22 protein-coding genes and 2 pseudogenes are annotated in these 22,993 nt (G+C 47.6%); 11 read left to right on the forward strand and 13 right to left on the reverse strand.

Annotation, left to right across the window (positions count from 1 at the left end; translation table 11 throughout):
• Window positions 1-428: 428 nt before the first annotated feature.
• Window positions 429-1,208: pseudogene (locus tag ACF2G4_RS21880) on the forward strand (helix-turn-helix domain-containing protein); the annotation flags it as partial.
• A 331-nt stretch (window positions 1,209-1,539) separates the two neighbouring features.
• Here ACF2G4_RS21880 and ACF2G4_RS21885 read toward each other — a convergent pair.
• The 6 genes and pseudogenes from ACF2G4_RS21885 to ACF2G4_RS21910 form a co-directional block, all read right to left on the reverse strand.
• Window positions 1,540-1,878 carry a cupin domain-containing protein gene (locus ACF2G4_RS21885; RefSeq protein WP_409076458.1) on the reverse strand — a complete coding sequence of 113 codons (339 nt, stop codon included), beginning with the start codon at window positions 1,876-1,878 and terminating at the stop codon, window positions 1,540-1,542.
• A 1,047-nt stretch (window positions 1,879-2,925) separates the two neighbouring features.
• Window positions 2,926-3,216, reverse strand: a complete 291-nt coding sequence (locus ACF2G4_RS21890) for a Bor family protein (protein ID WP_009089453.1) — start codon at window positions 3,214-3,216, stop codon at window positions 2,926-2,928.
• A 199-nt stretch (window positions 3,217-3,415) separates the two neighbouring features.
• Window positions 3,416-3,550, reverse strand: a pseudogene (locus ACF2G4_RS21895) (molecular chaperone DnaJ); the annotation flags it as partial.
• A gap of 42 nt (window positions 3,551-3,592) precedes the next feature.
• Window positions 3,593-4,753: an IS30 family transposase gene (locus ACF2G4_RS21900; protein ID WP_409076269.1), complete on the reverse strand. Its 1,161-nt coding sequence runs from the start codon at window positions 4,751-4,753 to the stop codon at window positions 3,593-3,595.
• Window positions 4,754-4,941: 188 nt separating this feature from the next.
• Window positions 4,942-5,274: a hypothetical protein gene (locus ACF2G4_RS21905; RefSeq protein WP_409076270.1), complete on the reverse strand. Its 333-nt coding sequence runs from the start codon at window positions 5,272-5,274 to the stop codon at window positions 4,942-4,944.
• 108 nt (window positions 5,275-5,382) lie between these two features.
• A complete protein-coding gene (locus ACF2G4_RS21910; RefSeq protein WP_409076271.1) occupies window positions 5,383-5,874 on the reverse strand; it encodes a hypothetical protein in 492 nt (163 codons plus the stop codon).
• A 351-nt stretch (window positions 5,875-6,225) separates the two neighbouring features.
• Here ACF2G4_RS21910 and ACF2G4_RS21915 point away from each other — a divergent pair, with 351 nt between their 5' ends.
• Together ACF2G4_RS21915 and ACF2G4_RS21920 are read left to right on the forward strand one after the other, a co-directional pair.
• The gene (locus tag ACF2G4_RS21915) at window positions 6,226-6,585 is read left to right on the forward strand and encodes a hypothetical protein (protein ID WP_409076272.1); all 360 of its coding nucleotides are present in this window, start codon (window positions 6,226-6,228) and stop codon (window positions 6,583-6,585) included.
• A 209-nt stretch (window positions 6,586-6,794) separates the two neighbouring features.
• Complete coding sequence (locus ACF2G4_RS21920; protein WP_409076273.1) at window positions 6,795-7,832, forward strand: S66 peptidase family protein; 1,038 nt, start codon at window positions 6,795-6,797, stop codon at window positions 7,830-7,832.
• 1,501 nt (window positions 7,833-9,333) lie between these two features.
• On the opposite strand, the gene ACF2G4_RS21925 is transcribed toward ACF2G4_RS21920, so the two are convergent.
• Window positions 9,334-10,860, reverse strand: coding sequence for a recombinase family protein (locus ACF2G4_RS21925; protein WP_332626376.1), 1,527 nt, complete (start codon window positions 10,858-10,860; stop codon window positions 9,334-9,336).
• 817 nt (window positions 10,861-11,677) lie between these two features.
• On the opposite strand from ACF2G4_RS21925, the gene ACF2G4_RS21930 reads away from it, so the two are divergent.
• Window positions 11,678-11,887, forward strand: a complete 210-nt coding sequence (locus ACF2G4_RS21930; RefSeq protein WP_409076274.1) for a DUF1471 domain-containing protein — start codon at window positions 11,678-11,680, stop codon at window positions 11,885-11,887.
• Between the two features lie 98 nt (window positions 11,888-11,985).
• Here ACF2G4_RS21930 and ACF2G4_RS21935 read toward each other — a convergent pair whose 3' ends face one another.
• Complete coding sequence (locus ACF2G4_RS21935; protein ID WP_332626378.1) at window positions 11,986-12,573, reverse strand: TetR/AcrR family transcriptional regulator; 588 nt, start codon at window positions 12,571-12,573, stop codon at window positions 11,986-11,988.
• Between the two features lie 130 nt (window positions 12,574-12,703).
• Here ACF2G4_RS21935 and ACF2G4_RS21940 point away from each other — a divergent pair, with 130 nt between their 5' ends.
• Together ACF2G4_RS21940 and ACF2G4_RS21945 are read left to right on the forward strand one after the other, a co-directional pair.
• The gene (locus ACF2G4_RS21940) at window positions 12,704-13,093 is read left to right on the forward strand and encodes a RidA family protein (protein WP_409076275.1); all 390 of its coding nucleotides are present in this window, start codon (window positions 12,704-12,706) and stop codon (window positions 13,091-13,093) included.
• Between the two features lie 207 nt (window positions 13,094-13,300).
• Entirely contained in the window at window positions 13,301-13,516 is a 216-nt protein-coding gene (locus ACF2G4_RS21945; RefSeq protein WP_215844848.1) for a YdgH/BhsA/McbA-like domain containing protein, read from the forward strand.
• 132 nt (window positions 13,517-13,648) lie between these two features.
• Here ACF2G4_RS21945 and ACF2G4_RS21950 read toward each other — a convergent pair whose 3' ends face one another.
• On the reverse strand, window positions 13,649-14,584 hold the full coding sequence (locus ACF2G4_RS21950) for a LysR substrate-binding domain-containing protein (RefSeq protein WP_409076276.1): 936 nt from the start codon (window positions 14,582-14,584) through the stop codon (window positions 13,649-13,651).
• A 97-nt stretch (window positions 14,585-14,681) separates the two neighbouring features.
• Between ACF2G4_RS21950 and ACF2G4_RS21955 the strand changes: the two genes are divergently transcribed.
• Together ACF2G4_RS21955 and ACF2G4_RS21960 are read left to right on the forward strand one after the other, a co-directional pair.
• Window positions 14,682-15,116: a DMT family transporter gene (locus ACF2G4_RS21955; RefSeq protein WP_215844847.1), complete on the forward strand. Its 435-nt coding sequence runs from the start codon at window positions 14,682-14,684 to the stop codon at window positions 15,114-15,116.
• A gap of 9 nt (window positions 15,117-15,125) precedes the next feature.
• The gene (locus ACF2G4_RS21960; RefSeq protein ID WP_243079666.1) at window positions 15,126-15,617 is read left to right on the forward strand and encodes a DMT family transporter; all 492 of its coding nucleotides are present in this window, start codon (window positions 15,126-15,128) and stop codon (window positions 15,615-15,617) included.
• A 98-nt stretch (window positions 15,618-15,715) separates the two neighbouring features.
• Here the strand turns inward: ACF2G4_RS21960 and ACF2G4_RS21965 are convergent, their stop codons facing one another.
• The 4 genes from ACF2G4_RS21965 to ACF2G4_RS21980 form a co-directional block, all read right to left on the reverse strand.
• Complete coding sequence (locus tag ACF2G4_RS21965; RefSeq protein ID WP_215844846.1) at window positions 15,716-16,117, reverse strand: H-NS family nucleoid-associated regulatory protein; 402 nt, start codon at window positions 16,115-16,117, stop codon at window positions 15,716-15,718.
• 433 nt (window positions 16,118-16,550) lie between these two features.
• Window positions 16,551-17,600 carry a tyrosine-type recombinase/integrase gene (locus ACF2G4_RS21970; RefSeq protein ID WP_409076277.1) on the reverse strand — a complete coding sequence of 350 codons (1,050 nt, stop codon included), beginning with the start codon at window positions 17,598-17,600 and terminating at the stop codon, window positions 16,551-16,553.
• Between the two features lie 871 nt (window positions 17,601-18,471).
• On the reverse strand, window positions 18,472-18,906 hold the full coding sequence (locus tag ACF2G4_RS21975; RefSeq protein WP_409076278.1) for a DUF3757 domain-containing protein: 435 nt from the start codon (window positions 18,904-18,906) through the stop codon (window positions 18,472-18,474).
• A gap of 592 nt (window positions 18,907-19,498) precedes the next feature.
• A complete protein-coding gene (locus tag ACF2G4_RS21980) occupies window positions 19,499-21,376 on the reverse strand; it encodes an amidohydrolase (protein ID WP_409076279.1) in 1,878 nt (625 codons plus the stop codon).
• Window positions 21,377-21,706: 330 nt separating this feature from the next.
• Between ACF2G4_RS21980 and ACF2G4_RS21985 the strand changes: the two genes are divergently transcribed.
• The 3 genes from ACF2G4_RS21985 to ACF2G4_RS21995 are packed head-to-tail and all read left to right on the forward strand — an operon-like array spanning window position 21,707 to window position 22,964.
• Entirely contained in the window at window positions 21,707-22,399 is a 693-nt protein-coding gene (locus ACF2G4_RS21985; protein ID WP_215844843.1) for a hydrolase, read from the forward strand.
• A 56-nt stretch (window positions 22,400-22,455) separates the two neighbouring features.
• The gene (locus ACF2G4_RS21990; RefSeq protein WP_215844842.1) at window positions 22,456-22,707 is read left to right on the forward strand and encodes a DUF1427 family protein; all 252 of its coding nucleotides are present in this window, start codon (window positions 22,456-22,458) and stop codon (window positions 22,705-22,707) included.
• 2 nt (window positions 22,708-22,709) lie between these two features.
• Entirely contained in the window at window positions 22,710-22,964 is a 255-nt protein-coding gene (locus tag ACF2G4_RS21995) for a XapX domain-containing protein (RefSeq protein ID WP_243079443.1), read from the forward strand.
• The last annotated feature ends 29 nt before the right edge of the window (window positions 22,965-22,993 follow it).

Genomic DNA, 22,993 nt, shown 5'->3' on the forward strand with positions numbered 1-22,993 from the left:
CGCTGCTTAGCCACAGCCATAGCCTGAGAATAATCATAAAATGAACCCAGGAAAGCTTGTTCCTTTTTAAGAAGATACTTACACCCTTTGCGATGTACAACTATTCCCAAAAAGCAATTATTACAAGCATAATAATAGCTCGTTTTTACCACAGTGATGTCCTTGAATTTCTGCTTATATCGTAAGCGTCTCACTAAAAATAGCCAGTGAGTTGACTTACGAAGATGTAATCATTTTTTCATTATTACTTAAGTCGGCTACATCAAAAATATATGAATTTTAAACCAACCTGTTAAATTAGCAGGTTGCGCCATAGTACCACTTGGTAAATATCACCCTTGTTAAATGCTTTAAACAGGAACTTATTTACCTTTAGTTAAGTAATAAGTTGCTATAAACAGATCGCTTTATAAATTTCGAAGTCAGTCCTTATTATTCCTGGCTGGCGTAATCGCGACGAAAGACCACCTCAGGAGTTACTGGACGCATTGTGTGACGCCTGTCATCGCGGAGCAGGCATCCTATCGATATGTTCAGGTGTCTTTGTTCTCGCCGCAGCAGGACTGTTGGACGGGAAGCGCGCAACAACACACTGGAGGTATACGGATGAACTGGCAGAGCGCTATCCCAACATAACTGTTGATCCCAATGTTCTCTATGTCGACAGTGGCCAACTCATCACATCAGCGGGTAGCGCGGCGGGTATCGATGCTTGCCTTCATTTGATTAGTCGTGATTACGGCATGCATGTTGCCAACATTGTTGCACGACGTCTGGTAATGGCTCCTCAACGTTCTGGCGGGCAAATCCAATTCATACCTTCTCCTGTTGCACAGAAGCCTCGCGATGAAATTGCACCTGTACTTGAGTGGGTACTTCAAAATCTGGACAGTGCACTGTCAGTCAGTCAAATGGTGAAGAGAGCATTGATGTCAGAACGAACTTTTTTGAGGCGTTTCAGGGATGCGATAGGTAATACGCCTAAAGCATGGTTGCTGCAAATGCGAATGAACCTTGCGCGTGAATTACTGGAAAGCAATTATTATGATAATGAGCAAATTATGGAACGCTGCGGGTTCGGATCCATGGAAAGTTTCCGTGCTGCGTTTCGTAAATCTGTTGGGATCTCACCTTCTTCCTACCGTAAAAATTTTGGAGGGGCAAGCACGGATCGGGTTAGTTCATCGGGTTCGTCCCTCTCTGACTAACCTTCCAGCGTTTTTAATCTGTAGGTCCGCTTTTCGCTCATAGCGAACACCGCACCTGTTCCAGGCGACTCGATGCCAGAAACGGACAGTAAGCTTCCACCATATGCGTTAATTAACCGGGCATATCGTCAGCGCCCTTTTGCGCATGAATTCTGGAAAAGAGATGATGGAAAGTGCAACCATTTAATTATGCTGGCAACTCATCTATCAGACACGAATAAAAGTGTCTGACAGACAGATTATTGACTCACAGCGGCTTCGTGAAATGACCACGTTACTGATTGGACGGGTTAAAACAAAAGGCTTTCACGATCCCGATGTGCAGGCAGAATTAAGGGAGGTCAGAACGATCACCTCGTGTCGTTGGATGCGAAATCACAATAAATTCTACGGGAGACTCCGTGTCGTTTCTGGCTTGATGCTTTGACTTCGGGGGAATTTCTAATCCCTGCAGGGCCTTAATATCATGCATTTCACCTTCTAACTCCATTGAAAGAACGCCATTGAGCACAAAGAAAAACTGTCTGGAGACGGCGTGACAGTGTCGCTTTTCAGAAGTACCCGGAGGCATTTTTTCATGAATGACCAGCATGTCTTGACGGTTTATCAGATACCAACCGTCGCAATTTTCGCCCCAGACATAATGCTCGGCATTATCCTTTGAAATCATCATCCTTCTCCTGGTTGCACGTGTTTTACAAGAACTTAAGAAAGTTATACTCAGAGATACCATTGATTCGCAACAAGTTATGTTATTAATTACTTCATTAAGCAGCTAAACTGCATGGTTCAACATATTGGACAGTCATGGATTTATTGGCATAGCAGCTTTTAAACGGGATCAAAGTCCGCTTTTCGCTCATAGCGGACATCAGCATACGTGTCAGTCCGCTCAGTGCCAGGAGCGGACATTGCTAGCATTGGAATGCTCAAATCTGTGTCGAGCAGATGACAGTGCATAACCATGCAGCCGCATCGAAATTATCAGAGGCGTTTTTCAGGATTCTGGCCGGGGAAAGATGCCTGAAACGGCCCGCACGCGCCAGAGTTGCGCTGAGGAGCTATACGGCGGGGCAATAGCACTGTTATGTTAAATCTGCCAGGGTGGCAGGGTGCGGTGCGAAAAGGGCGGCAGCTGGCTTCGCTTGTGCGGCGGAACGTTCCTTACCAGCCTTAAAGGGTGACGGTTCCTGCTGGTTCCGGTCACAGTAAGCCGTTCTGAATCTCACCCCTGATTCACCCCGCTTTAGATGGCGGTTTTTTTTGCCTTCGGGGAATAATGAATTTTACTGAATATTCACTGCGCGAAGCCGATAAATATGTAGCCCTCACCAGGGTGACCTTTGATCACTGCAAAGCAGATTTTTGTTTCTGACGGCGCTTAATGCGCCGTTTTTTTTGCGCTTTGCAGACGCAGGTAAAAACGTGTATCCCGCTACTGGCGGGCTTTTTTGCTGGCATGCGCAACAGGGAAGATATGTTTAAAATTATGAAAATATTCAGTAGTCATTAGTGTATGTCCGCTTCTCGCTCAAAGCGGACTGACATGCCTCAACAGCTTACCACTGCTTTTACCAGGCTGGACGACGTTGCCTGAACTCGTTTCGAGTAACGTCGTCAGCAGGCAAGCCGCGCAGCGGTACGACAGCAGAATTTAATAGTTACAATATTTAATAACAGGCGCAGGATTAGGCCGGCGAACCGGCCTGAGGCATTATCAGATGGCGCAATAAACGCGCGCTTCACGTGGCGTGTAGATACCAAACGTCACCACGCTCAGTAAGCCATTAACAAACGTCTGCTGCACTTCAACCCGACTAACTTTTTCCTGGCCGCCGCACACCTGCGCCGCATCAATGCTCTTACGCTGACCGATACCTGAAACAAAGAACGGCTGGCTAGTGGTTTTCGTCGCCGCGCCAACTTGATTCTGTTTCATTACGAAAGTCTGCTGCGCACAGCCGGTTAAACTCAGAGCCAACAACGCCGCAACACAAAGCTTGTTCATAAATATCCTTATCGCCTGAAATGAAAAAATAAATGCTGAGTGAAATCATCACTCAGCCAGCAATCAGGTTATCGACAACGAAAGCGGAAACATGAGAAAGATTTTTGAGTACGCCTAACGGATACGTTTTGCTGAATAGTACAGCAATAAAAAGCCCCTGCACAGCAGGGGCTTTTTATGTTTACCGCAGCGTTTCCGCTTAGCGAGTCAAATCGTAGAAGAACTTTTTGACGCCATCGAGAAAGCTTTTTGAATGCGGACTGTTCTTCTCGCCCGCCGCACCACCAAAGCTCTATTCCAGCTCACGCAGCAGCGACTTATGCTTCTCGCTCATAGCGGACCCTGGCCTGCCGTCAGTCCGCTTTGTGCTGTGAATTCAACCGATGGATGCAACACATTGGTTAAAACGCTCTGCGGGTGATTCATAGCCTAGCGTTTTTCTTGGCCTCTCGTTGAGCTGCCTGGCAACACTGTTTAGTCTTTGCTGGCTGTGAACCGATAAGTCAGTTCCTTTTGGAAAATACTGCCTAAGCAATCTGTTCGTATTTTCATTGGAGCCGCGTTGCCAGGGAGATTGAGGATCACAAAAATAGACCTCAATTTCTGTCGCTACAGTAAAAAGGGTGTGATTAGTCATTTCCGCCCCTCGATCCCAGGTTAATGTTTTATACAGTTCAACAGGCAGCTGCCGGGCTTGTTTGATTAGTGCGGATATGACTGTGGCTGTCTTGTTATCACTGATTTTGGCAAGCATAACAAAGCGGGAATGGCGTTCTACCATCGTGACAATATATGAGTTTTTAGAGCCCTGTATCAGGTCTCCCTCCCAGTGACCTGGTATGGCTCTGTCTGCAACATCAGATGGCCTTTCGCTGATGGGTATTGCATCCGGAATTGAGCCTAATCCCTTTCCTTTAAGTGATGTCGTTCTGGATTTACGTACTACTCTTCCGCTTCTTAGGCACTGCTGCAGCTCTTTTTTTAAAGCTCCCCGGGTTTGTATAAAAAGCGTTTTATAAATCGTTTCGTGTGACACCTGCATTTCCTGATTATCCGGATAACAGCGTTTAAGCCAACCGGCGATTTGTTCCGGCGACCAGTCCTGATACATCTTCTCTGCAATGATTTTACACAATGCGGGGCATCCAATTAGCTTGCAAGGTTTTGGCCTCAGGGCACTGTCCCACGCGCCCTTATCAGCTTTTGCAGCTCGGTAATGTTTTGCACCTCCATGCCTTTTGATCTCGCGGCTAACAGTCGAAGGGGCTCTTGATAATTTGTCAGCGATGTCCCTGATGCTACTTTTTGCTACCAGCCCTCTGGATATTTCCTCTCTTTCATCAAGTGAAAGAGCCAGCCGGTGTCGCTTTCTGACAGGAGGGCGATAACCACCAGTTTGGTGAATAGTGGGCATAACAGAAGAGTGATATCTGTCGAACATTCTGGCGATATCATGCAGGGAATCACCTTGCTTATACCTGTCCCAGATAATCGCTTTCTGTTCTGGCGTGTAGTAAATGCGCGTTCTTCGTTTCATGGCAACGTCCCCCCCTTGTTTAAGGATAGCGTTGCGTCGACCCGTTGAACTCACAGCCAAAAGCGGACACAATCATCTCTAAGATCAAAGATTGTCATTATCTACCGCGGTTAAGGTAACAAGGCACTACAGTCGAAAATATACCAACGAGTAGTTCAATGTTATAGAAAAAATAATTAATGCAATACCTACATTTCCCAATGGTCATCCACCCATGAGGCGGGGCAATCATCGATGCGAACATCCCATTCTGCTGTTGATAATACAGATGTTAAATGCGTGATAGCATTTAGCCAATAAATAACTGAGTCAACGATAGTATTTTCGTCTTGATAAGGGAGTTTAATTGCCCCTTCCAGTATGTATTCATCTGATGGCGCGCTGTAAAATGATAGTGTTTCACCTTCATCTTTGTAAGGGAAACTCTCATTAAAAACATCTACAATTGACAATAAATGTACGCTCTCCACTGCATTAATAGGTAGGTTTCTTATGGCTGAATAATAAATAGATACGCTCATATATGTTCCTAAATTGCAATTATGAGTTTGGATACAACAATTCTAGATTGAAGAAAATGCAAGAAAAGTAATTAATTACTCTCCCTTCTTTTATTCTATAATTTTAATTCACTGACAATATTTCTCGTAAAGATCATTGAACGACTTGATTTGCAAGCGATATTCACTCACGAAGAATTCATCGTCAAATGTGTATAAAATGGGTCGGCGTGAGTATTTTACATTCAATATCAGATGATATGGCTCAGCAGAAATAAAACGAGCACCTATTTTTCGATTAATTTCTGTTTGACCAGAAATGATTCCGCACACATAATCCTCATCCTCAAAGTGATGGGTTTTCATTTCGGAGAATGATATTGGCTTTGAAAAATCGATATCACTATCGCAAAAACCCAACATCATTTTCTTCAAATGTGAACTTGAAGGTTCTTTTGCTAAAAAACCTTTGAATAAATCACAACTGCCCGGTGAACTCGCTACCTTTTTAAGAAAACCAATCACATATGGCTTAATTTGTTCATGCTGAAAATTTTCTTGGCCATACGAAACTGGAACTATAGATGTTAGAAGCGACGCTGATAAAACCACACCTTTCATGAGCCTTCTTCCTTGAATGGACGTGCATGTTACATCGGCAAAAAAATTCATAACTTTAATAACTTGGGATTTTAAACCACATTAGACGGATAAATCACCTTGTGATGCAATCAGTCCGTTCCTTGCTCGAAGCGGACCGTGGGCCAGCGCGAGTCCGCTTTATGCCATAAGCGAAGACGCATAACGTTGGCTCATCTGAGTTCAGTGTTACTGCATGTAAAATGCGTTGCATGCTTTCATGTCAGATAAAGTGAATGAGTATTACTATTTAGAATAAGAGCCTTAGCTCGTAATATTTCACTACTTGAATTTTGCAATCCGTGCGTATAAAGGGTATCGACAAGGAGAGTTATGGCTAACAAAACGATTTATTTTATCCACCGCCCGAGCCCTACGTTAGGTCGTTCGCCTTTACATGGCGGGTATTTCCCTTACTTTCTGACTGAGAAGTTTATTAAAAATTTGCAAAGAGAACTCGACAGGAGGGGGTTACCCTGGCAGGTGATTCCAGATGATACCGGCTCAGATATTGAAGCACTAATTGCACGTAAGGCTGCGTTGCTTGTCTGCGCTCCGGGGCTCAGGTTTCAGTTTTATCATCAGGGGTTTGAGAAACCTAACATTATCTGGTTAGGTTTTATGGAGTACGTTTCTGTCGACATATCTGCGATCATCAACAGGCTTAGCGAGCTGGTATCAGCGGATACTTAGGGCAAAGTCAGGTATCCGCTTTATGTACCCAAACGTCCGCTCTTCGCTCATAAAGGGCCTTGCCCCGTGCAAATGTCTGCTTTGTGCCAGAAGCGGACATTCCTAAGATTTCATGGAAAGAATAAGCGGAGTGCGTACCTGCTGGTTTTACATCCAAGCTTTATTTATGGATTATGGATTTCCACATGTGTTCTGAAAAGGATTTATACATGAGTGTCCTCTTTCCACCCAGGCTGGTTCCGGGAGATGTTATTGGTGTAACAGCTCCATCTTCTGGCGTACCTCAGCAACTGCACCTCCGGTTGGAACTCGCCATCAAAAACCTAAAGAGAAAAGGTTTCCAAGTCCGCGAAGGAAATTGCTTACGTTCGCAGCACAAAAATAAAAGCTCTGGTAAGCTTTCTCGCGCTGAAGAATTAATGTCTTATTTTACTGACCCAGAAATAAAAGCAGTCATGCCCCCGTGGGGCGGTGATCTAGCTATGGAATTGCTTGAGTTGATTGATTTTAATCTGTTAGCTCGGTCTAAACCTAAATGGTTTGTGGGTTTTTCAGATCTTAGTACACTTCATTTTCCACTGACTACGCTTTCGGGCTGGGCTACTCTGCATGGACCAAACCTAATGGATCTTGGTGCTCATGAGTTAGATGTCACTACTCAGGCTGTATGGGAGATTCTGGAATCGAATCGGGGAACTGTAATTAAACAGTACTCTTCAACAGCATTCCAGGTTGATGAAAATCAGTGGGGAACAGCGGCAGGCGAAGGTTTCAACCTGACCCAAAAAACAAAGTGGAAACGCCTTGATGGTGTTACATCTTCACTCAGCTTTAGTGGAAGGCTAATTGGCGGCTGCCTCGAAATAATATCGAGGTTAGCAGGTACACCATTCGGTAATTTACCTTTATTCAAGGCGAACAATAGCGTTCAAGGAATAATCCTTTATTTTGAAAACGTGGAAATGGCTCCCTGTGAATTAACACGCGCATTATTTAGCTTACGATTACAGGGTTGGTTTGATAATTTAAATGGTGTTCTTATAGGCAGAAGTGCAGCACCCGACGTAAGCGACCCGACTAAACATAATTATCTGGATGCCCTAAAAGCCGCTTTTGAGAATGTTGCAGTACCCGTACTTTATGATGTGGATATTGGTCACATACCTCCCCAAATTTCACTGGTGAATGGAGCTAATGCGACAGTATTTTTCACCGAAAATGGTAGCTCAGTAACTCAGCAGCTATAGACAAGTCAGTATTAAGTATAAAGGTAGGCATTGCCGTTCTTTTGCACTCTATGTCCGCTTCTCGCTCATAGCGGACGTTAGCTGACTACTTACTAATCCACTGCCGTAAGACCATTCAAAATTTTCGCCAACAAAATTTTTATTGACTTCCTTAACTGTTTTTCCGCTTTTGCTGAAGCCTGTCTATGACATTAAAGTATACCCAAATGTCACAGGGTAAATCCCCCCTGAAAGCCCCTAATGTCATCACTTATTTGTCATGCGTGTGAATGTCATAACTTAAATGTCTCTGATTAGTCGTCCTTAGGGCATGCAGTATATAGTCTCGGTGCCGAGGCTATATACTGCATGACTGCGTAACGTTTTGCAGGTGCGAACCGTCGATTGAATCAAGAACAAATAACGCGCTTAGCGTAGGATAATTTCCGTTTTCCAAGCGGACCCCATTTATCAGACCATTGTGGTTACGGGACGGACACTGAACCTTTCTTTCGGGCAGAAGCCATGATTGCCTGTTCATCATAATTAAACTTTACATCTGCCATACTTTTTATTCTCGCCTTGTTATAAATAAAAGGCGGCTTTACCGGGCAGAAATAATGCCCGGCAAAAAAAAAGCGAGTGCAACTTTCCCAACAGATACCACTGTACGTCAGCGTTTAACACAGCAGTGCTGTCTTATCGTCTGTAGTTACATCATCCAGTAATTCTCTAGCTAACATCCAACACTCCACCTTACCCTCAAAGCCCCTCCCTGACACGTCTCTGAAACCCATCGCTCCTCTCAACCCAGCCCCGCGCCGTACCTGAAGCCCGGTTGCCCCCACTGAACAGCCCCCGCCGCCCGGCCCGCAGAGACGGTACTGCAGTTGCTGATAATGAATGGCGCAACTACTGACTTCGGTGTCGCTGTCAGTGTCAGCCGCATTGTCTTCTGTTAGTCTGCGATAGTCTGGCATATCAGCTGTTGAAAGGCCGACGGCGTCTGGCAGGGCGGGCTAACGGCGCCATGAGGCGTCTGAGTTACATGTCGTTCGGGTTAACGCCTCCATACAGGTCACTTCCACAGTAGTCATACCGTTTCGTCATTCAATGAAGTTGAGCGTGTTAACCTGACCCGGTTTTTTACAGGCAGCTCACGCGTAACGTGAAGCGATTCTTTCGCAAAGCTGAAAGCAACCCCGTCATTCTTCTCTGGTAACTCGCCTGAATAAGGATTGACACTGCAGGATGATCACAAGTACAGCGCTGGACTTATATAGAAGCCAGAAGGAAAGACGGTGTGCTGACTGACAAATGTGCGGGTAAACTGACAAACAATATCGTTTCAGGACCGCAGATAGGGGTCTGAAAAATCGTATTACTGACGGTAATATCAGTGTCACAGGAAGCTTACCACGTAAATACAGGTTTACGTCTTACCTGAGTGTTTGTCAGATAAAGTAATCCATCGGCCATATTTCTTTACCGGATACGCGGTCTTCATCGGATTTTTCAGCGCTTAAAGAATAAGCATGTTGTCCTGCATATACATCATGGCGCTGACAAGGGATCCCGCGTCAGTCCTGCGATCAAGCGGATAGTTTAGAATTCTGATACCGTTCATGAGCCAGATGTCGCAACACTTATGCCCGGTATCAAGAACGATTTGCTTCACCAGATGCTTCACAACAGCCTGACATTCTTTGCGCTCGGCCCAGAGGGCCAGATTAAACTCCCGAAGTGCTTTAGTCTTAATTGCGGGCCGGCTCCGAAAGCGGTCGATGTCTGTTTCTGCTTCCCGAAGCTGCTTTGCCATATCTCTTGCCCGCACGGTTAGTTCCTTTACGTCCGGCGCTACTTCAACCGCTTCAAGTATATTATTCATTCTCATGGAGAGCTCAACGTGCCGGTTGAGGAGATCTTCGATGGAGACTTTCCTAGGGGATTCCCCTATTAAATATTCAAGGCTGTGCAACAGACCCTGAGTGAGAAATTTGTCAACGGGTTCCCGGTTAATTGCACTGGCCGTGCAGCGTTTTTCTCTGCGCATAGTACAGACGTAATAGCCGTATTTTTTCTCAACCAGTGATGACAGTACAATATGGTGACCGCAGTTTTTACAGATCATCACTGATTTGAATAAGTTGATGTAAAGGGGATTATCTTTCGAGCGGAGTTTGCTTTCTGATTCGGTTCTCATCAGCTGAACGTCTCTGAAAACATCAGCCCCAATTATGGCCGGATAATAGCCGGGCAACTCCTCAATCCCTTTGCAGGTGTTGTAACGGGAGGGCACAAGGATGCCGGTAACTGATTTCTTATTCAGAAGCTGGTCAACTGAGCTGGAACTCCACGCTCCCTTTACACCTTTGAGATTTTTTCTGTTTTCCTGATTAAGGATTAACCTTATTTTTCCATAAGAGTACTCTTTAAGCCTAAGCATATAAATGTAGCGGATGGTATCAGCAAGCTCATTATTGACGTCAAAACCGCTTCTGTCCGATCTGACCGTGAGCCAGGCGGGGCAGCGGGTAGTCATCACCGCGCCGGCATCAACAGCCAACTTACGCTTAGCTGCCCAGGCCGACTGCATCCGTCTGGATTTGATTTCGCTCTCCTCATTGGCGCGCTGTGCAATAAGGACGGCTTTAATTACCAAAAAAGGGTCATTGAGAGAATCAGAGGTATAATGCGCTCCATCACTCAGCGTTACCACGTCAATGCCAGCTTTTAGAATAGCCCTGAGCCGCTCCGTAGCATCTCCGATTTTCTCTCTTGAGAGTCTGTCCAGACTTTCCACCAATAGTACAGAACCGCTCAGAATATGCCCGAGTTCCACGGCTTCCATGAATACTGAGAATGCGCCGCGGGCTGCATGAACTCCTCGAAATGCACTGAGACCCAGGTCTTCGTAAGTTACGGGGTTAAGGAAATAGTCAGGATGTGCCGAAAGCCATTCGGCAATCATCTTCTGCTGACGCCTGAAGGAGTCCCCGTGGACCTGCTGGGGAGATGAGAAACGAAGGTAAGCGATTGCGTTTTTCACTCATAACTCCCTTATCAATGTGGTGAGAGCAGAACTTTTAACAGGTATCCGTCTCCGCTTCTGCTCGCTGCCTCGCAGCACGGTATTAAAATAGAAATAATTTCGGCAGCCTGTTTGTGAAAAGCGTTTAGCAGTTGTTTAGTAACTAGCAGTTGTTTAGTGACAGACATTTCGAATTTTAGATTTAAAGGAGGAAACTCTTATTATTCATTTGCAGCACCAACGCTAATCATTACATCAGCCGGAGTTGGCCAGACGGCACTGCCGTGAGATGCCCGCAGCGCTCTTTCGCCGCGTTGCAGCAGGTTCCTGAAGCCTTACGGAGTTTGACCACTGCGCATTCAAAGCCAGCAGATCGGACAGCCGGAAGGGAAAGGTCTTCCCGGCGCGCCCGCCCGCGTGACGGCCATGCGGTTTATCTTCTTTATCGTCTGGAAAACGAGTGGTGAAGAGTTAGGAAGCTTCAGTCTGACGTTACGGTGTAACATTGAAATCAGCGTGGCATGTGAGTTAACTTAAGGCCATTGTATTGGGATGTTTCACTGTTCTTTGAAAGGATTAATGAAGCTCGAACCTTTAAAACGTGATGGATCATTGGATAATGATGGGCGTTTAGTTGAAGGGATTGCCGCCGGATTCGCTTGCAGCTCCAGCAGCAATGAAAAGTAATTATAAGATTACGTATCTTGTATGATATTCAAATTTTTTGATTTATTGCAGCAAGTATATCCGCTGTTCCTTGGGGCGTGAAGGGCATATCCTTTTCACATCGAGACAAAACGTCTCACACTCACTTTAATTACCCAAGGAAATGACCATGAAATCCATCAAAACATTTGTTGCAGTTGCGGCCCTGACACTGGTTTCTTTCGGCAGTTTTGCGCAAAGCGTTACCGCTTCTGCTTCTACCCTGGACAGTGCTGAAGCCAAAATTGCGGCTCAGGCTCATAAGGCCGGCGCGTCATATAAAATTACCGGAGCCCGCGTGGATAATGGCGTCTACATTTCTGCCGAGCTGATTAAATAATTTTGCCATGACCTACCGAAAAGGCTGCCTATCAGGCGGCCTTTTTTACGTTTTTAGCCGCCGCATAATGAAACTGACAAAGAGGTATGTCATCTCAGTTAAGCGCGTAGCCCGCCTGCCATAAGCGTAAATGTTTCGATAGCTTTTGGTAGCCTTTCTTGCGGGTTATCACTTGCCGCCACCCACAAGGCCGCATTCAGAGCCGTGCCGCTGAGCAAACGTGCAGCTGCATCCGCATCTACAGTTTTGAGTACGCCCTTATTTATCATCTCTGCAACCGTGGCTCTTGTTGCCTCAAGGCAGGCATTCTGGCTTGGCCAGTGCGATGGATCACCTAAGAATGCAGGACCATCCAGCAGCACAATGCGTTGTACTTCGGGATCGAGTGCCATCTGGATATAAGCTACACCTTCAGCCAGTAATTGGTCCCAACCCTCTTCTGCTTCTTTCGCAATTTCTTTCGCACGCTGCGCTATTTCACTGTCAACCTGAGCCACCACCGCAGCCAGCAGGCCGCGCTTATCATTAAAATTATGATAAAGCGCGCCGCGGGTCAGGCCCACGCTTGCGGTCAATTCATCCATCGAAGCGGCGGCAAATCCTTTTTCAGCAAAGGCTTTACGTGCAGCGGCGATTAGCTTTTTGCGATTTTCTTCCATTGCTTCTGCACGACGTTTTGTTGCCATGTTTTCCTCAAAGCACTAAACAGTGCGCACACATTTGACATACGCACCGTATGCAACTAATTTCATATACGTGATGTATCTTAAACCACTTATATGTGTTCAACCAAACCGATTACTGTAAAGGTGAATCATGATCAAGCGCGAAACTGTTTTCCCAGCCAATCGCCATAATTTGTATGAACAATATGGCTACTCTGCCGCGATACGCTCTGGCGACCTGCTCTTTGTATCCGGGCAGGTAGGCAGCCGCAATGATGGATCACCGGAACCTGACTTTGCTGCGCAGGTAAGACTCGCTTTTACCCATTTAAAGGAAACCCTGGCTGCCGCAGGATGCGGATTAGATGATCTGGTTGATGTAACCACTTTTCATACCGATCCTGAAAAGCAGTTTCCATCGGTTATGGAAATCAAAGCAGAAATTTTCCCTCAAGCGCCTTATCCCAACTGGACCGCCGTGGGAGTGAACTGGCTCGCTGGCTTTGATTTTGAAATCAAAGTTATTGCGCGCATTCCATAAATTGACAGGACGAACTACAGACGAGATACATGTTTCACTGAACCTAAAGAAGCGGTGCACATATCAATATTGATGCTTCCTATCGCCGTGATAGTTAGCATGATCACAATACCAGCACGTATTGTTAATATGCTAATGGTAACTATGGTTATTATTATTCCCATCGGAGGCAAACAACCTCCTCACCATAAATGAAGGAATATGACCATGAAAACCATTAAAACATTATCACTTGCCGCTGTAACCGCTCTGTCGCTGATCTCATTTGGTAGCTTCGCTCAGAGCGTGTCTGTTACCTCATCAACGCTGGACGGTGCAGAAGCAAAAATCGCTGCCCAGGCAGAGCAGCAGGGTGCGCAGTATAAAATTACTGAAGCTAACACCAATAACCGCGTGCATATGACCGCAGAACTGTACAAATAACGTATGGTCGCATAAGGAAGTGCCGGAAGAGGTCGCCCCATGGGCGGCCTTTTTTGCATCTGCTTACTTTATAAAAGGGTTGTTGATGCGAGCGCGACAGCCCAGCAAAGGTTGCAATATTTCAGCCAGGCTCTAATCGAATTGCCAGTAAAGTGGCGAGCCGTAAACCTCGACAAAGTAATCGATCACTGCCCGGACGTTGAGCGGAGGGTGGCGAGCGTTAGGGTAAATGGCAGCAATATGTTGTGGCTCCGTTTTAATTGCTGTCTCGAAATTCGTCATTACTCTGACCAACTCCCCTTTTTTAATGCTGTCGCCAATCAGCCAGTCTGGAAACAGCACCATGCCCATTCCTCCTAGCGCCGCAGTCAGCAAAGATTCAGCATTATTAGAGATGAGTAACGCCGAAACCGGATAATGAATCCAGCTGTTGTCGGGTTCACGGAACAGCCACCGATTCGGGCCGGATGAACCTCTGTAGACCAGACATTTGTGCTGAGCCAATTCAACCGGCTTTTCCGGCTTGCCATGATTTTTGATATAGCCGGGAGAGGCAACCAAATGATAATGCTGAGTGCCAAATATCCGCGCGTGAAAAGATGAGTCGGTCAGAGTGCCAATCCTGAAAATGAGATCGGATGCATCTCTGTGGGGATCGATATAGTCATCGGTTTGCGTCAGCTCAATGAGCAAACGCGGATAGCGAACGGAAAGCGCCGTCAGCCAGGGAGCTATGTGGCGTTGGCCGAAAAACACCGGCGCATTTATCTTGATCAATCCGGCTGGCTCAAGCGAGCGGTCCAGCAGTTCTCTTTGGGCTTCGCTGAGTTGCTCAGTGATAGTGCGGGCGTACTCTACAAATAACTTACCGGCTTCTGTCGGAATAACCGCCCGCGTGTTTCGATAAAAAAGTTGCTGACCCAGCCTGTCCTCTAGTTGAAGAATAACGCGTGAAATCATGGATGCTGAAACACCCTCGCGCCTGGCAACAACTGAGAAGCTTTGCGCTTCAAAAACACCAATAAAAAATAACAGTGTCCGAAAATTGATGGCGCTGGGATCATACATTATCTCGATTCCTGCAAAGGTGTTTCCCGAATTATACCGTTTTTCATTATTGGAAGCTGCACTATGATCCGCCGCCTAAACCACTGGAGACTGTTTGATGCAGCTTTTATTTATATTACTTGTTGTTGCTGGCGGGATGGGATTGTCCGTAGAAGCCGGTTTATTAGGGCCACTGGGAAGCGAAGTAGGGGACTTATGGGCGACATTCAGTATTTTCGGCGTCGGTGCCGCGCTGACGTTTTTGCTGATGCTGTTTTTCAGCCCACGTAACAGCCCGTCTTTTTTTGCCCAACCTTCCTGGACTTTGTTGGGCGGCATATTGGGACCCATTTACGTGGTTATCCTGACCGTTGCGGTTCCCACTATTGGTATCGCTATGACGATGATCGGCATTCTTGCCGGACAGGTTTTCAAAAGTCTGGTAATTGACCATTACGGTTTGTTCGGTACTGCTCATCGCAAAATTGACAGCAAACGTATTATCGCGCTTATTTTCATTATTGCTGCCCTTGTTCTTGTGGCTAAAGGCTGAGATTAACAAATGACTATTTTAATGATCGTTCTGGCTGTTGTTGGTGGCGCCGTACTGAGTATTCAGGCCGCGATTAACGGGCAGTTGGGAAGCAAAGTGGGTGTGTTTCGGAGTGCATTTTTGACCTTCGCACTGGGTGCATTAGTAACTGCACTGCTGATTTTCTTTTTTGAACCCAAGCAGACGCTCACCTTGATGGATGTGCCTAAATGGCAACTGCTTGGCGCCTTATGTGGCGTACCTTATATCGTGATTATGGTGCTGGCCGTGCAACGTATCGGTTCAGCGGTTGCTACGGTCGCCGTTATCTTTGGTCAACTGGCGATGAGCATGCTTATCGATAATTTTGGCTGGTTAGGGAATGAAGCGATTCATTTTTCTGCTACACGCCTGGGTGCAGTAATCTGCCTGGGTATTGCACTGTTCTTCATCTATTCAAGCAGTAAAAGCAGTGCAACACCTGCGGTCAAAAAACTAAAAAAAGCATCGGCACATCGCTAAGAGAAGTGAACCTGAAGATTTTTAGTGTTCAGCAATAACCTGCCACTTACGGATTAACGTAATAGCTTATTCGTTAATCCGTTTTCAGTTACTGCAAATTACAGCAAGAAATCATCAAGCAACTGGCCGTTTTCAATCGCGGTTTTGATTGGAGAAGGAGTACGGCCTTGGCCGGTCCAGTGTTTTACTTCACCGTTCTCGTCCGTGTATTTGTATTTAGCCGGTCGGGGGGCGCGTTTCGTTTTTCCCACGCTGGTTGATTGCATTCCGCTCAACAGTTCTTCCACACTAATGCCATCTTCCTGAAGCAGCTCACGGTACATCGCCAACTTCTCTGCCTTCTCGCGCTCTTCAGCTTCTGAGGCTTTCAGTTCATCGCGGCGCTCGGCCACAACCATATCCAACTTTTGCAGCATCTCTTCCAGTACATCAACAGACATATTGCGCGCATGTGCCCGTAGCGTACGGATATTTTTCAGGCTGCTCAGACTTTCACTCATAGATACTTCCTCAAATACTCAAATGGAACAACAGCAAGAATTCACTGTAAGGGGTAAGGGTAACATTGATAAACCAGAATTATAAAGTCTGCGGTGGCTAATCGATTGAAAGTAAAGCAATGTTAGCTAACCGAGCTGACAGGCCACTGTATTTTGTCGAAATGCCATACAGCACCGGTCACGATTGGTGCTTGATTGGTTTATACGATAAAGAGCCGCAACAGGGCTGAAGGGAAAGAATACTCAGAGCCATATAGCTCTTTGATATCACGTAAATTATCGAATAAACGGGAAGAGTGAATAAAGGGAAAACACCCGCCACGGGCTAAAACCATACCCATTCATGCACAGGCTGTTCACATTTTCTGTGGATAAGTTTCCTGCAGTGTTGAGTGCTTACCGATCAATAAGGGGCACCATATCTGATAGCCGATTAATCTGTCTCATCACGTGAACGTGCGGATTGCTCCATCAGATCCACCATAGCGCCACTGTGCGCATCCACATTACGAATATAACGCATCAGGGTTTCAGGCTTTTTCCACGTGCCTTCCTGCATAATCTGAGCAACCGGATAACCTTTGCGGGTCATATCTTGGGCTGCGCCTACGCGCGCGCTGTGCCCACTCCAGTTGCGGTAGCGGTTTTTGTTCGCTCTGAGAGGCTTTTCATTTCCCGCAACCTGCCAGGCTTTTCTAAAAATCTCCTCAATGGCCGGTCGGCTCAATAACTGGTCGGGCGACGGAAGCGCTTTATTTGAGCGGTGCACCCTACAAAAAAGGAATACATCTGGCTCATTGCTGAGCCCGGCAGCGTAAATCCATTCATCCAGCCGGCGAGTGGAAAAGGTGCTAAGCGCCTTAGTCAGTCCGCCCGTCTGGACGATGGTCTTGGTATGTGAAACGTCCAAAATGATTCGGCCATCCTCGGCGCGAGAAATATCGCCCACTTTGATGCGCGCCAGTTCACTGATGCGGAGCAGAGTGCTGTAGGCTACGTGAAGAAAGGCAAGGTTACGCAATTCTTGCAGGCGGGAGGAGCCAGCCCAGCAGTGATCAATTTTGTTTAAATCAGAAAGCCGGAACGGTACGGCTTGGCCCGTTCGTTCTCCAGTCACCACTGCCGTGCGGTTTATCTTTTTCATCACGCGGTAAATCAGTGGAGAAACGTTAGGCGGCGTGATTCCGGCGTTACGGTGTAACATCGAGATCAAGGATGCATGTGTTGAAATGGTGGTCGAAGCTCGCCCGGAGGCTTGTAGCCAGGAAAGGTAATCACGAAGATCGCTAGAAAGCATCGGTAAAAAACTACGTTGATGTTCTTTTGACCAGCGCCAGCAGATCGCCATCACACTCATCAACTGAGACCAGGTATTGGATGAAAAAGCATCCTTGTCTTGAACAAACTCTCTCAGTCGCGCAGAAATATCATCATCAGCCTGAAAGGAGATAATGAGGTCCGTTTTTTGAACAGTTTCACGCATATTTGCTCGTTATATAACCAATTTATAAGATGATCGCGCTACGTGAATTCTGAAGAAACCGCAGGGGGATAACCCGCCAGAATTCACGTAGCGCTGTCATTTTGTGTCTGATATTTACCCTACAGATTCAAGTCCAGAACAGCGCAAAAACATTCTTTCACTCATCTTTCTGTTAGATCTCGCTAACAGTGCTCATCATACCGGGGATCTAATATGGATCCTAACTTTACATAACACTAATTATGTAAAGTTAGAACTGTATATGATAGCGATCCGTGTTGGATCAAAGATAACAGTAAGAAGCCAGCAGGCGAGAGGCCTGCACGAGTTAATTCTAAGGCTCATAATGTAGATTTTGGTGCGGCCGATATATTGAGATGCATCAGAAGCAAGGGTTTAAAGCTAACAGTAACTCAATTTCAAAATGATAATGGATGGCTTCTGGCATATCAGCGCAACAGTGATTGCAGGAATTTATCGGCTAACGCAGAAAGCGGTACTATAAAAATAAGAATAATTGAGAGATAGGTTATATTTATAACTGCTACACTTTAAATAGAGGCTCAGTCTCAAATGAACTTATGTCTGCAATTTTTACATAAACTCATGTATTAATTTAAATGAAAAGAATTTATTTGTTAATATTGATTCTGGGGTATTTGTTGTGATATTTAAATAACTTTTTCATGCCTGTCACTTTTAGCTTTCTTAGCAATAAGTTAAGAGGCATGTAGCGCTTTTGACGGGAAGCATTCGCTAGAAAAAGGCACGTCCCAGTTACGGAATGTGCCGAAAAATCGAATATAATCTCAGGTTAAAATCAGTAAAACTGCATCAGATTTATTTCTAAATTTATGTTAGCGATTAACACTTATAGATGAACAGTAAACTTACAATTTTCCGGTGAGGTTTTCTCACAGATATTATAAATTAGCCCAAAAGGCCCGTTTTCCTTTTTCCAGGTATTTCCGTCGGGCTGGATAAAAAATGCTTGTTCATTTTTGCTAATGAAACGCATATCAAGCGTCTTATCAGCGCCAACATTATAAGTGCAGTACTGTAATCTAATGGGGGATGATTCATTCTCCTGAATAGCAAGAGCCATCTGAAACGAGTCGATGGGTACTTTGTCCGCGACAATTCCTTGCAAAACGCCGGTCCATTCCCCTTTTTGCCCATCAGCACGGTAGACGCCACTGCCAATCTCATCAATTTCCTTTAATTCAGGGCAATGCTCCGCTGCCTGAGATACCGCTGAAAAACTCACGCACGATACAGCAACTGTTAACGCTATTAAATGCTTCATTGCAAACGCTCCTTATTTAAAATTCATTCCTTTTATATCCTCCGATATTGGCTGGTACAAGTCAGCATTAGGTTTCATAGACTTAAAATTCATTCAATGCGAGGCGTTTCGCAATAAAATCCCGGGCTTTAAATATATTATGGTCCGAGCAGGAGAGTGATGTCCTATGCCCGGATTTGTAAGTTCACTGCATTGATTCCAATACGTATGAAGGTTGTCGCGTTTTTAATATCTGGTGTTGCAATGTTAGTGGCGTTATTAACCGCGGCCATTATTGGTGGTATGCACAGTATCAATCGGGCCCATTAACAACTATTCATTGTTATCGAACATGCTTTAAAACGACTGAGTTGGATGTCTGTTTCGATAGTGATGTTATTACTCTCTGTTTTTGCCACTGAAAATAATTTGACGTTAATTATTAAAGGGAATGACAGAATAAAGTCTTCTCCGATCTAAATTGGATGCAGAACAATGAGAAAATAAAAATGATGGCAGCGTTTACTTACTCTTCCCTCAATGACGATGTTCATTGACTCAAGGCAATAAAAAGCCCCGCATCAATGCGAGGCTGTTGATAAAACCTTAGCGATTAAAATGCAAAGCAGCTGCAGCCGAGCGCGCCCCAGAAGGCGTTGTCTCCGGCGACGGGCACGTCAGAGCCGCGCGCGATGTCGTGCGAGTGGCTGTGCACCCCGCACGGACCGCTGCACTGGTGCGGCTGTTGCATCATGCCCACGCGCGTGGCCGCGGTGGGCGGCGCGCTGCGGTAGTGCCCCGGCACCGTCACCACCGGCGACCAGTCGGGCAGCACCGGGATCGCAGGCGGCGCTTCTGCACTGAACGAGCCGGCGGCATACACCACGTTGCCGTCCACCACCGTCAGCACCGACTCGATGCCCTTGATCTCCTCTTCCGGCACGCTGAAAAAGTCTTTGCTCAGCACCGCCATATCCGCCAGCTGGCCGGCCTTGATCTGGCCCTTTTTTCCCTGCTCGCTGGAGAACCAGGCGCTGCCCTGCGTCCACAGCATCAGCGCGGTTTCGCGGTCGAGGCGGGCGTTGACGTCATACATCTGCATGCCGCCCACCGTGCGCCCGGAGACCAGCCAGTACAGCGCGGTCCACGGGTTGTAGCTGGCGACGCGCGTGGCGTCCGTTCCCAGGCCAACCGGCACGCCGGTTTCCAGCATGCGCGCCACCGGCGGCGTGTGGCGGGTGGCCTCAATGCCGTAGCGTTCGGCAAAGTATTCTCCCTGGAACGCCATGCGGTGCTGCACCGCGATGCCGCCGCCCAGCTCTTTAATGCGGTCGATGTTGCGCTGCGTCACGGTCTCGGCGTGGTCAAAGAACCAGTGCAGGCCGTTGAACGGGATGTCGCGGTTGACCTTTTCAAACACGTCCAGCATACGGCTGATCGACTCGTCGTAGGTGGCGTGCAGGCGGAACGGCCAGCGGTGCTCGACCAGATGACGCACCACGCGCTCCAGCTCGTCCTCCATGCCCGGCGCCAGGTCCGGGCGCGGCTCGAGGAAGTCCTCAAAGTCTGCGGCCGAGAACACCAGCATTTCGCCCGCCCCGTTGTGGCGGAAGTAGTCGCTGCCCTGGCCCGGCGTCAGCATGTCGGTCCACTTTTCGAAGTCCTCCAGCTCGTGCCCCGGGCGCTGGGTAAACAGGTTATAGGCGATGCGCAGCGTCATCTGCTTTTTCCCGTGCAGCTCGGCGATCACCTCATAGTCTTCGGGGTAGTTCTGGAAGCCGCCGCCGGCGTCGATGGCGCTGGTCAGGCCGAGGCGGTTCAGCTCGCGCATAAACTGGCGCGTCGAGTTGACCTGCTGCTCCAGCGGCAGTTTCGGGCCCTTTGCCAGGGTTGAATAGAGGATCATGGCGTTGGGACGGGCGATCAGCATGCCGGTGGGGTTGCCGTTGCCGTCGCGCTGAATTTCGCCGCCCGGCGGGTTTGGCGTGTCCCGGGTGTAGCCGACCACTTTCAGGGCGGCGCGGTTGAGCAGGGCGCGGTCGTAAAGGTGCAGCACGAACACCGGCGTGTCCGGCGCGGCTTCGTTGATCTCATCCAGCGTCGGCATGCGGCGCTCGGCGAACTGAAACTCGGTCCAGCCGCCCACCACGCGCACCCACTGCGGTGACGGCGTGCGCAGCGCCTGCTCCTTCAGCATGCGCAGCGCGTCAAATACCGACGGCACGCCCTCCCAGCGCAGCTCCAGGTTGTAGTTCAGGCCGCCGCGGATCAGGTGAAGGTGAGAATCGTTGAGGCCGGGCACGGCGGTGTGGCCCTTGAGGTCAATGACCTTGGTGCCTTCGCAGTGATGCTGCATAACGTCGGCCAGGCTACCAACTTCAAGAAATTTACCGTCACGAATGGCAACGGCATCTGCGATGGGATTCGCGCGATCGACCGTATGAAACCGGCCGTTAGTCAAAATGACGTCTGCTTTACCGAGAGTAACCATTGAAACTCCTAATGAGGATCCGCAACGGCAGCGATAGCTGCGGACAAAGATATCTCCTGCTACACACGCAGGATAAATGAGTAGCGAGATTATGTTCAGGCGGCACGAAGAGCGTCTAGTTATACGAAAGGATACCTATACCTTCGTATAGTTATACCTATAGATAATAGTTTGAAGAATGAAAGGTTCCTACACTGCGCTCAGACAGTTACCCAACCAGAAGGGCAGCGGCAGAGCAACATAACGCTATTCGGATACTGGGATGTATGTCTCTTAACGCTGATTCGCCTTTTACAGAATTTATCAACACTCACCTCAATGGGCATAAACATGACTATTAGCAAACTTGAAGTACTGACGCCGCAGAACAGCCAGATTATTTTTATCGATCAGCAGCCACAGATGGCCTTTGGCGTGCAGTCAATTGACCGCCAGGTGCTGAAAAACAACGTGGTGGCGCTGGCCAAAGCGGCCAAAGTCTTCAACATCCCGACCGTCCTGACCACCGTTGAGACCGAAAGCTTTTCCGGCAACACCTTCCCGGAGCTGCTGGACGTGTTCCCGGGCCAGGACATCCTTGAGCGTACCTCAATGAACTCCTGGGATGACCAGAAAGTGCGTGACGCACTGGCCGCTAACGGCAAGAAAAAGGTGGTGGTTTCCGGCCTGTGGACGGAAGTCTGTAACAACAGCTTCGCCCTGTGCGCAATGCTGGAAGGCGACTACGAAATCTACATGGTGGCGGATGCGTCAGGCGGCACCACCAAAGAGGCCCACGACTACGCGATGCAGCGCATGATCCAGGCCGGCGTGATCCCGGTGACCTGGCAGCAGGTGATGCTGGAGTGGCAGCGTGACTGGGCACACAAAGAGACGTACAACGCGGTAATGGATATCGCGAAAGAGCACTCAGGCGCTTACGGTATTGGCGTTGATTATGCCTACACCATGGTGCACAAAGCGCCTTCCCGTCAGAAGAGCGAACACCAGACTCTGGCTCCGGTACCTGCACCGGTTCGCTAATTGCTAAGCTGGCTGGTCCGTTTCGCGGCTGGCCAGCCATTATAAAAGGAGGGCCTATGAGTCCTTTATTAATATCTCTGGGAGCGGGCGTGTTTATTGGTCTTATTTATGCGCTGCTCAATGTACGATCTCCGGCTCCGCCGGCAGTGGCGCTTGTCGGTCTGCTGGGAATGATTTTTGGTAGTACGTTAGGTATAAAGCTGCTGCATCATGATGCCACTGCCTGGGTTCCAGCTCATGATCACAGGCTGCATGTTGTTGATAAACGTCCAGCACTCGATCTATCAAATACGCAGCAGGTGAGCTAATCATGCTGAAAACCTACGTTATTTCTTTGGTGATGGGCGTGCTGGTCGGTGTTATTTACGCCTTTATGGACGTCAACTCCCCGGCTCCGCCAGTCATTGCGTTGCTGGGACTGTTTGGTATGCTGGTCGGCGAACAGATTATTCCGCTGTGTAAGCGACTGATTAATCGTCAGCCGGTAACTCTGGCTTGGTTTCGTCATGAGTGTGTGCCGAAAATTAGCGGTACCCCTCCGCCCTCTGCTGACAAACCCTCCTAAGGAAGCGCCTCAGGGAGTTGTGAAAAATA

Origin of the sequence: Pantoea phytostimulans (assembly GCF_046118715.1) — a bacterium.
GTDB classification, from domain to species: Bacteria; Pseudomonadota; Gammaproteobacteria; order Enterobacterales; family Enterobacteriaceae; genus Pantoea; species Pantoea phytostimulans.

Bases quoted from the DNA above. Each gene is read 5' to 3' on its own strand.
- ACF2G4_RS21905 (WP_409076270.1), bottom strand. From the start codon at position 5,274: ATGAGCGTATCTATTTATTATTCAGCCATAAGAAACCTACCTATTAAT.
- ACF2G4_RS21975 (WP_409076278.1), bottom strand. From the start codon at position 18,906: ATGAAGCATTTAATAGCGTTAACAGTTGCTGTATCGTGCGTGAGTTTT.
- ACF2G4_RS21965 (WP_215844846.1), bottom strand. From the start codon at position 16,117: ATGAGTGAAAGTCTGAGCAGCCTGAAAAATATCCGTACGCTACGGGCA.
- ACF2G4_RS21990 (WP_215844842.1), top strand. From the start codon at position 22,456: ATGAGTCCTTTATTAATATCTCTGGGAGCGGGCGTGTTTATTGGTCTT.
- ACF2G4_RS21935 (WP_332626378.1), bottom strand. From the start codon at position 12,573: ATGGCAACAAAACGTCGTGCAGAAGCAATGGAAGAAAATCGCAAAAAG.
- ACF2G4_RS21985 (WP_215844843.1), top strand. From the start codon at position 21,707: ATGACTATTAGCAAACTTGAAGTACTGACGCCGCAGAACAGCCAGATT.
- ACF2G4_RS21970 (WP_409076277.1), bottom strand. From the start codon at position 17,600: ATGCGTGAAACTGTTCAAAAAACGGACCTCATTATCTCCTTTCAGGCT.
- ACF2G4_RS21890 (WP_009089453.1), bottom strand. From the start codon at position 3,216: ATGAACAAGCTTTGTGTTGCGGCGTTGTTGGCTCTGAGTTTAACCGGC.
- ACF2G4_RS21995 (WP_243079443.1), top strand. From the start codon at position 22,710: ATGCTGAAAACCTACGTTATTTCTTTGGTGATGGGCGTGCTGGTCGGT.
- ACF2G4_RS21915 (WP_409076272.1), top strand. From the start codon at position 6,226: ATGGCTAACAAAACGATTTATTTTATCCACCGCCCGAGCCCTACGTTA.
- ACF2G4_RS21950 (WP_409076276.1), bottom strand. From the start codon at position 14,584: ATGTATGATCCCAGCGCCATCAATTTTCGGACACTGTTATTTTTTATT.
- ACF2G4_RS21980 (WP_409076279.1), bottom strand. From the start codon at position 21,376: ATGGTTACTCTCGGTAAAGCAGACGTCATTTTGACTAACGGCCGGTTT.
- ACF2G4_RS21910 (WP_409076271.1), bottom strand. From the start codon at position 5,874: ATGAAAGGTGTGGTTTTATCAGCGTCGCTTCTAACATCTATAGTTCCA.
- ACF2G4_RS21955 (WP_215844847.1), top strand. From the start codon at position 14,682: ATGCAGCTTTTATTTATATTACTTGTTGTTGCTGGCGGGATGGGATTG.
- ACF2G4_RS21930 (WP_409076274.1), top strand. From the start codon at position 11,678: ATGAAATCCATCAAAACATTTGTTGCAGTTGCGGCCCTGACACTGGTT.
- ACF2G4_RS21945 (WP_215844848.1), top strand. From the start codon at position 13,301: ATGAAAACCATTAAAACATTATCACTTGCCGCTGTAACCGCTCTGTCG.
- ACF2G4_RS21920 (WP_409076273.1), top strand. From the start codon at position 6,795: ATGAGTGTCCTCTTTCCACCCAGGCTGGTTCCGGGAGATGTTATTGGT.
- ACF2G4_RS21940 (WP_409076275.1), top strand. From the start codon at position 12,704: ATGATCAAGCGCGAAACTGTTTTCCCAGCCAATCGCCATAATTTGTAT.
- ACF2G4_RS21900 (WP_409076269.1), bottom strand. From the start codon at position 4,753: ATGAAACGAAGAACGCGCATTTACTACACGCCAGAACAGAAAGCGATT.
- ACF2G4_RS21960 (WP_243079666.1), top strand. From the start codon at position 15,126: ATGACTATTTTAATGATCGTTCTGGCTGTTGTTGGTGGCGCCGTACTG.
- ACF2G4_RS21885 (WP_409076458.1), bottom strand. From the start codon at position 1,878: ATGATTTCAAAGGATAATGCCGAGCATTATGTCTGGGGCGAAAATTGC.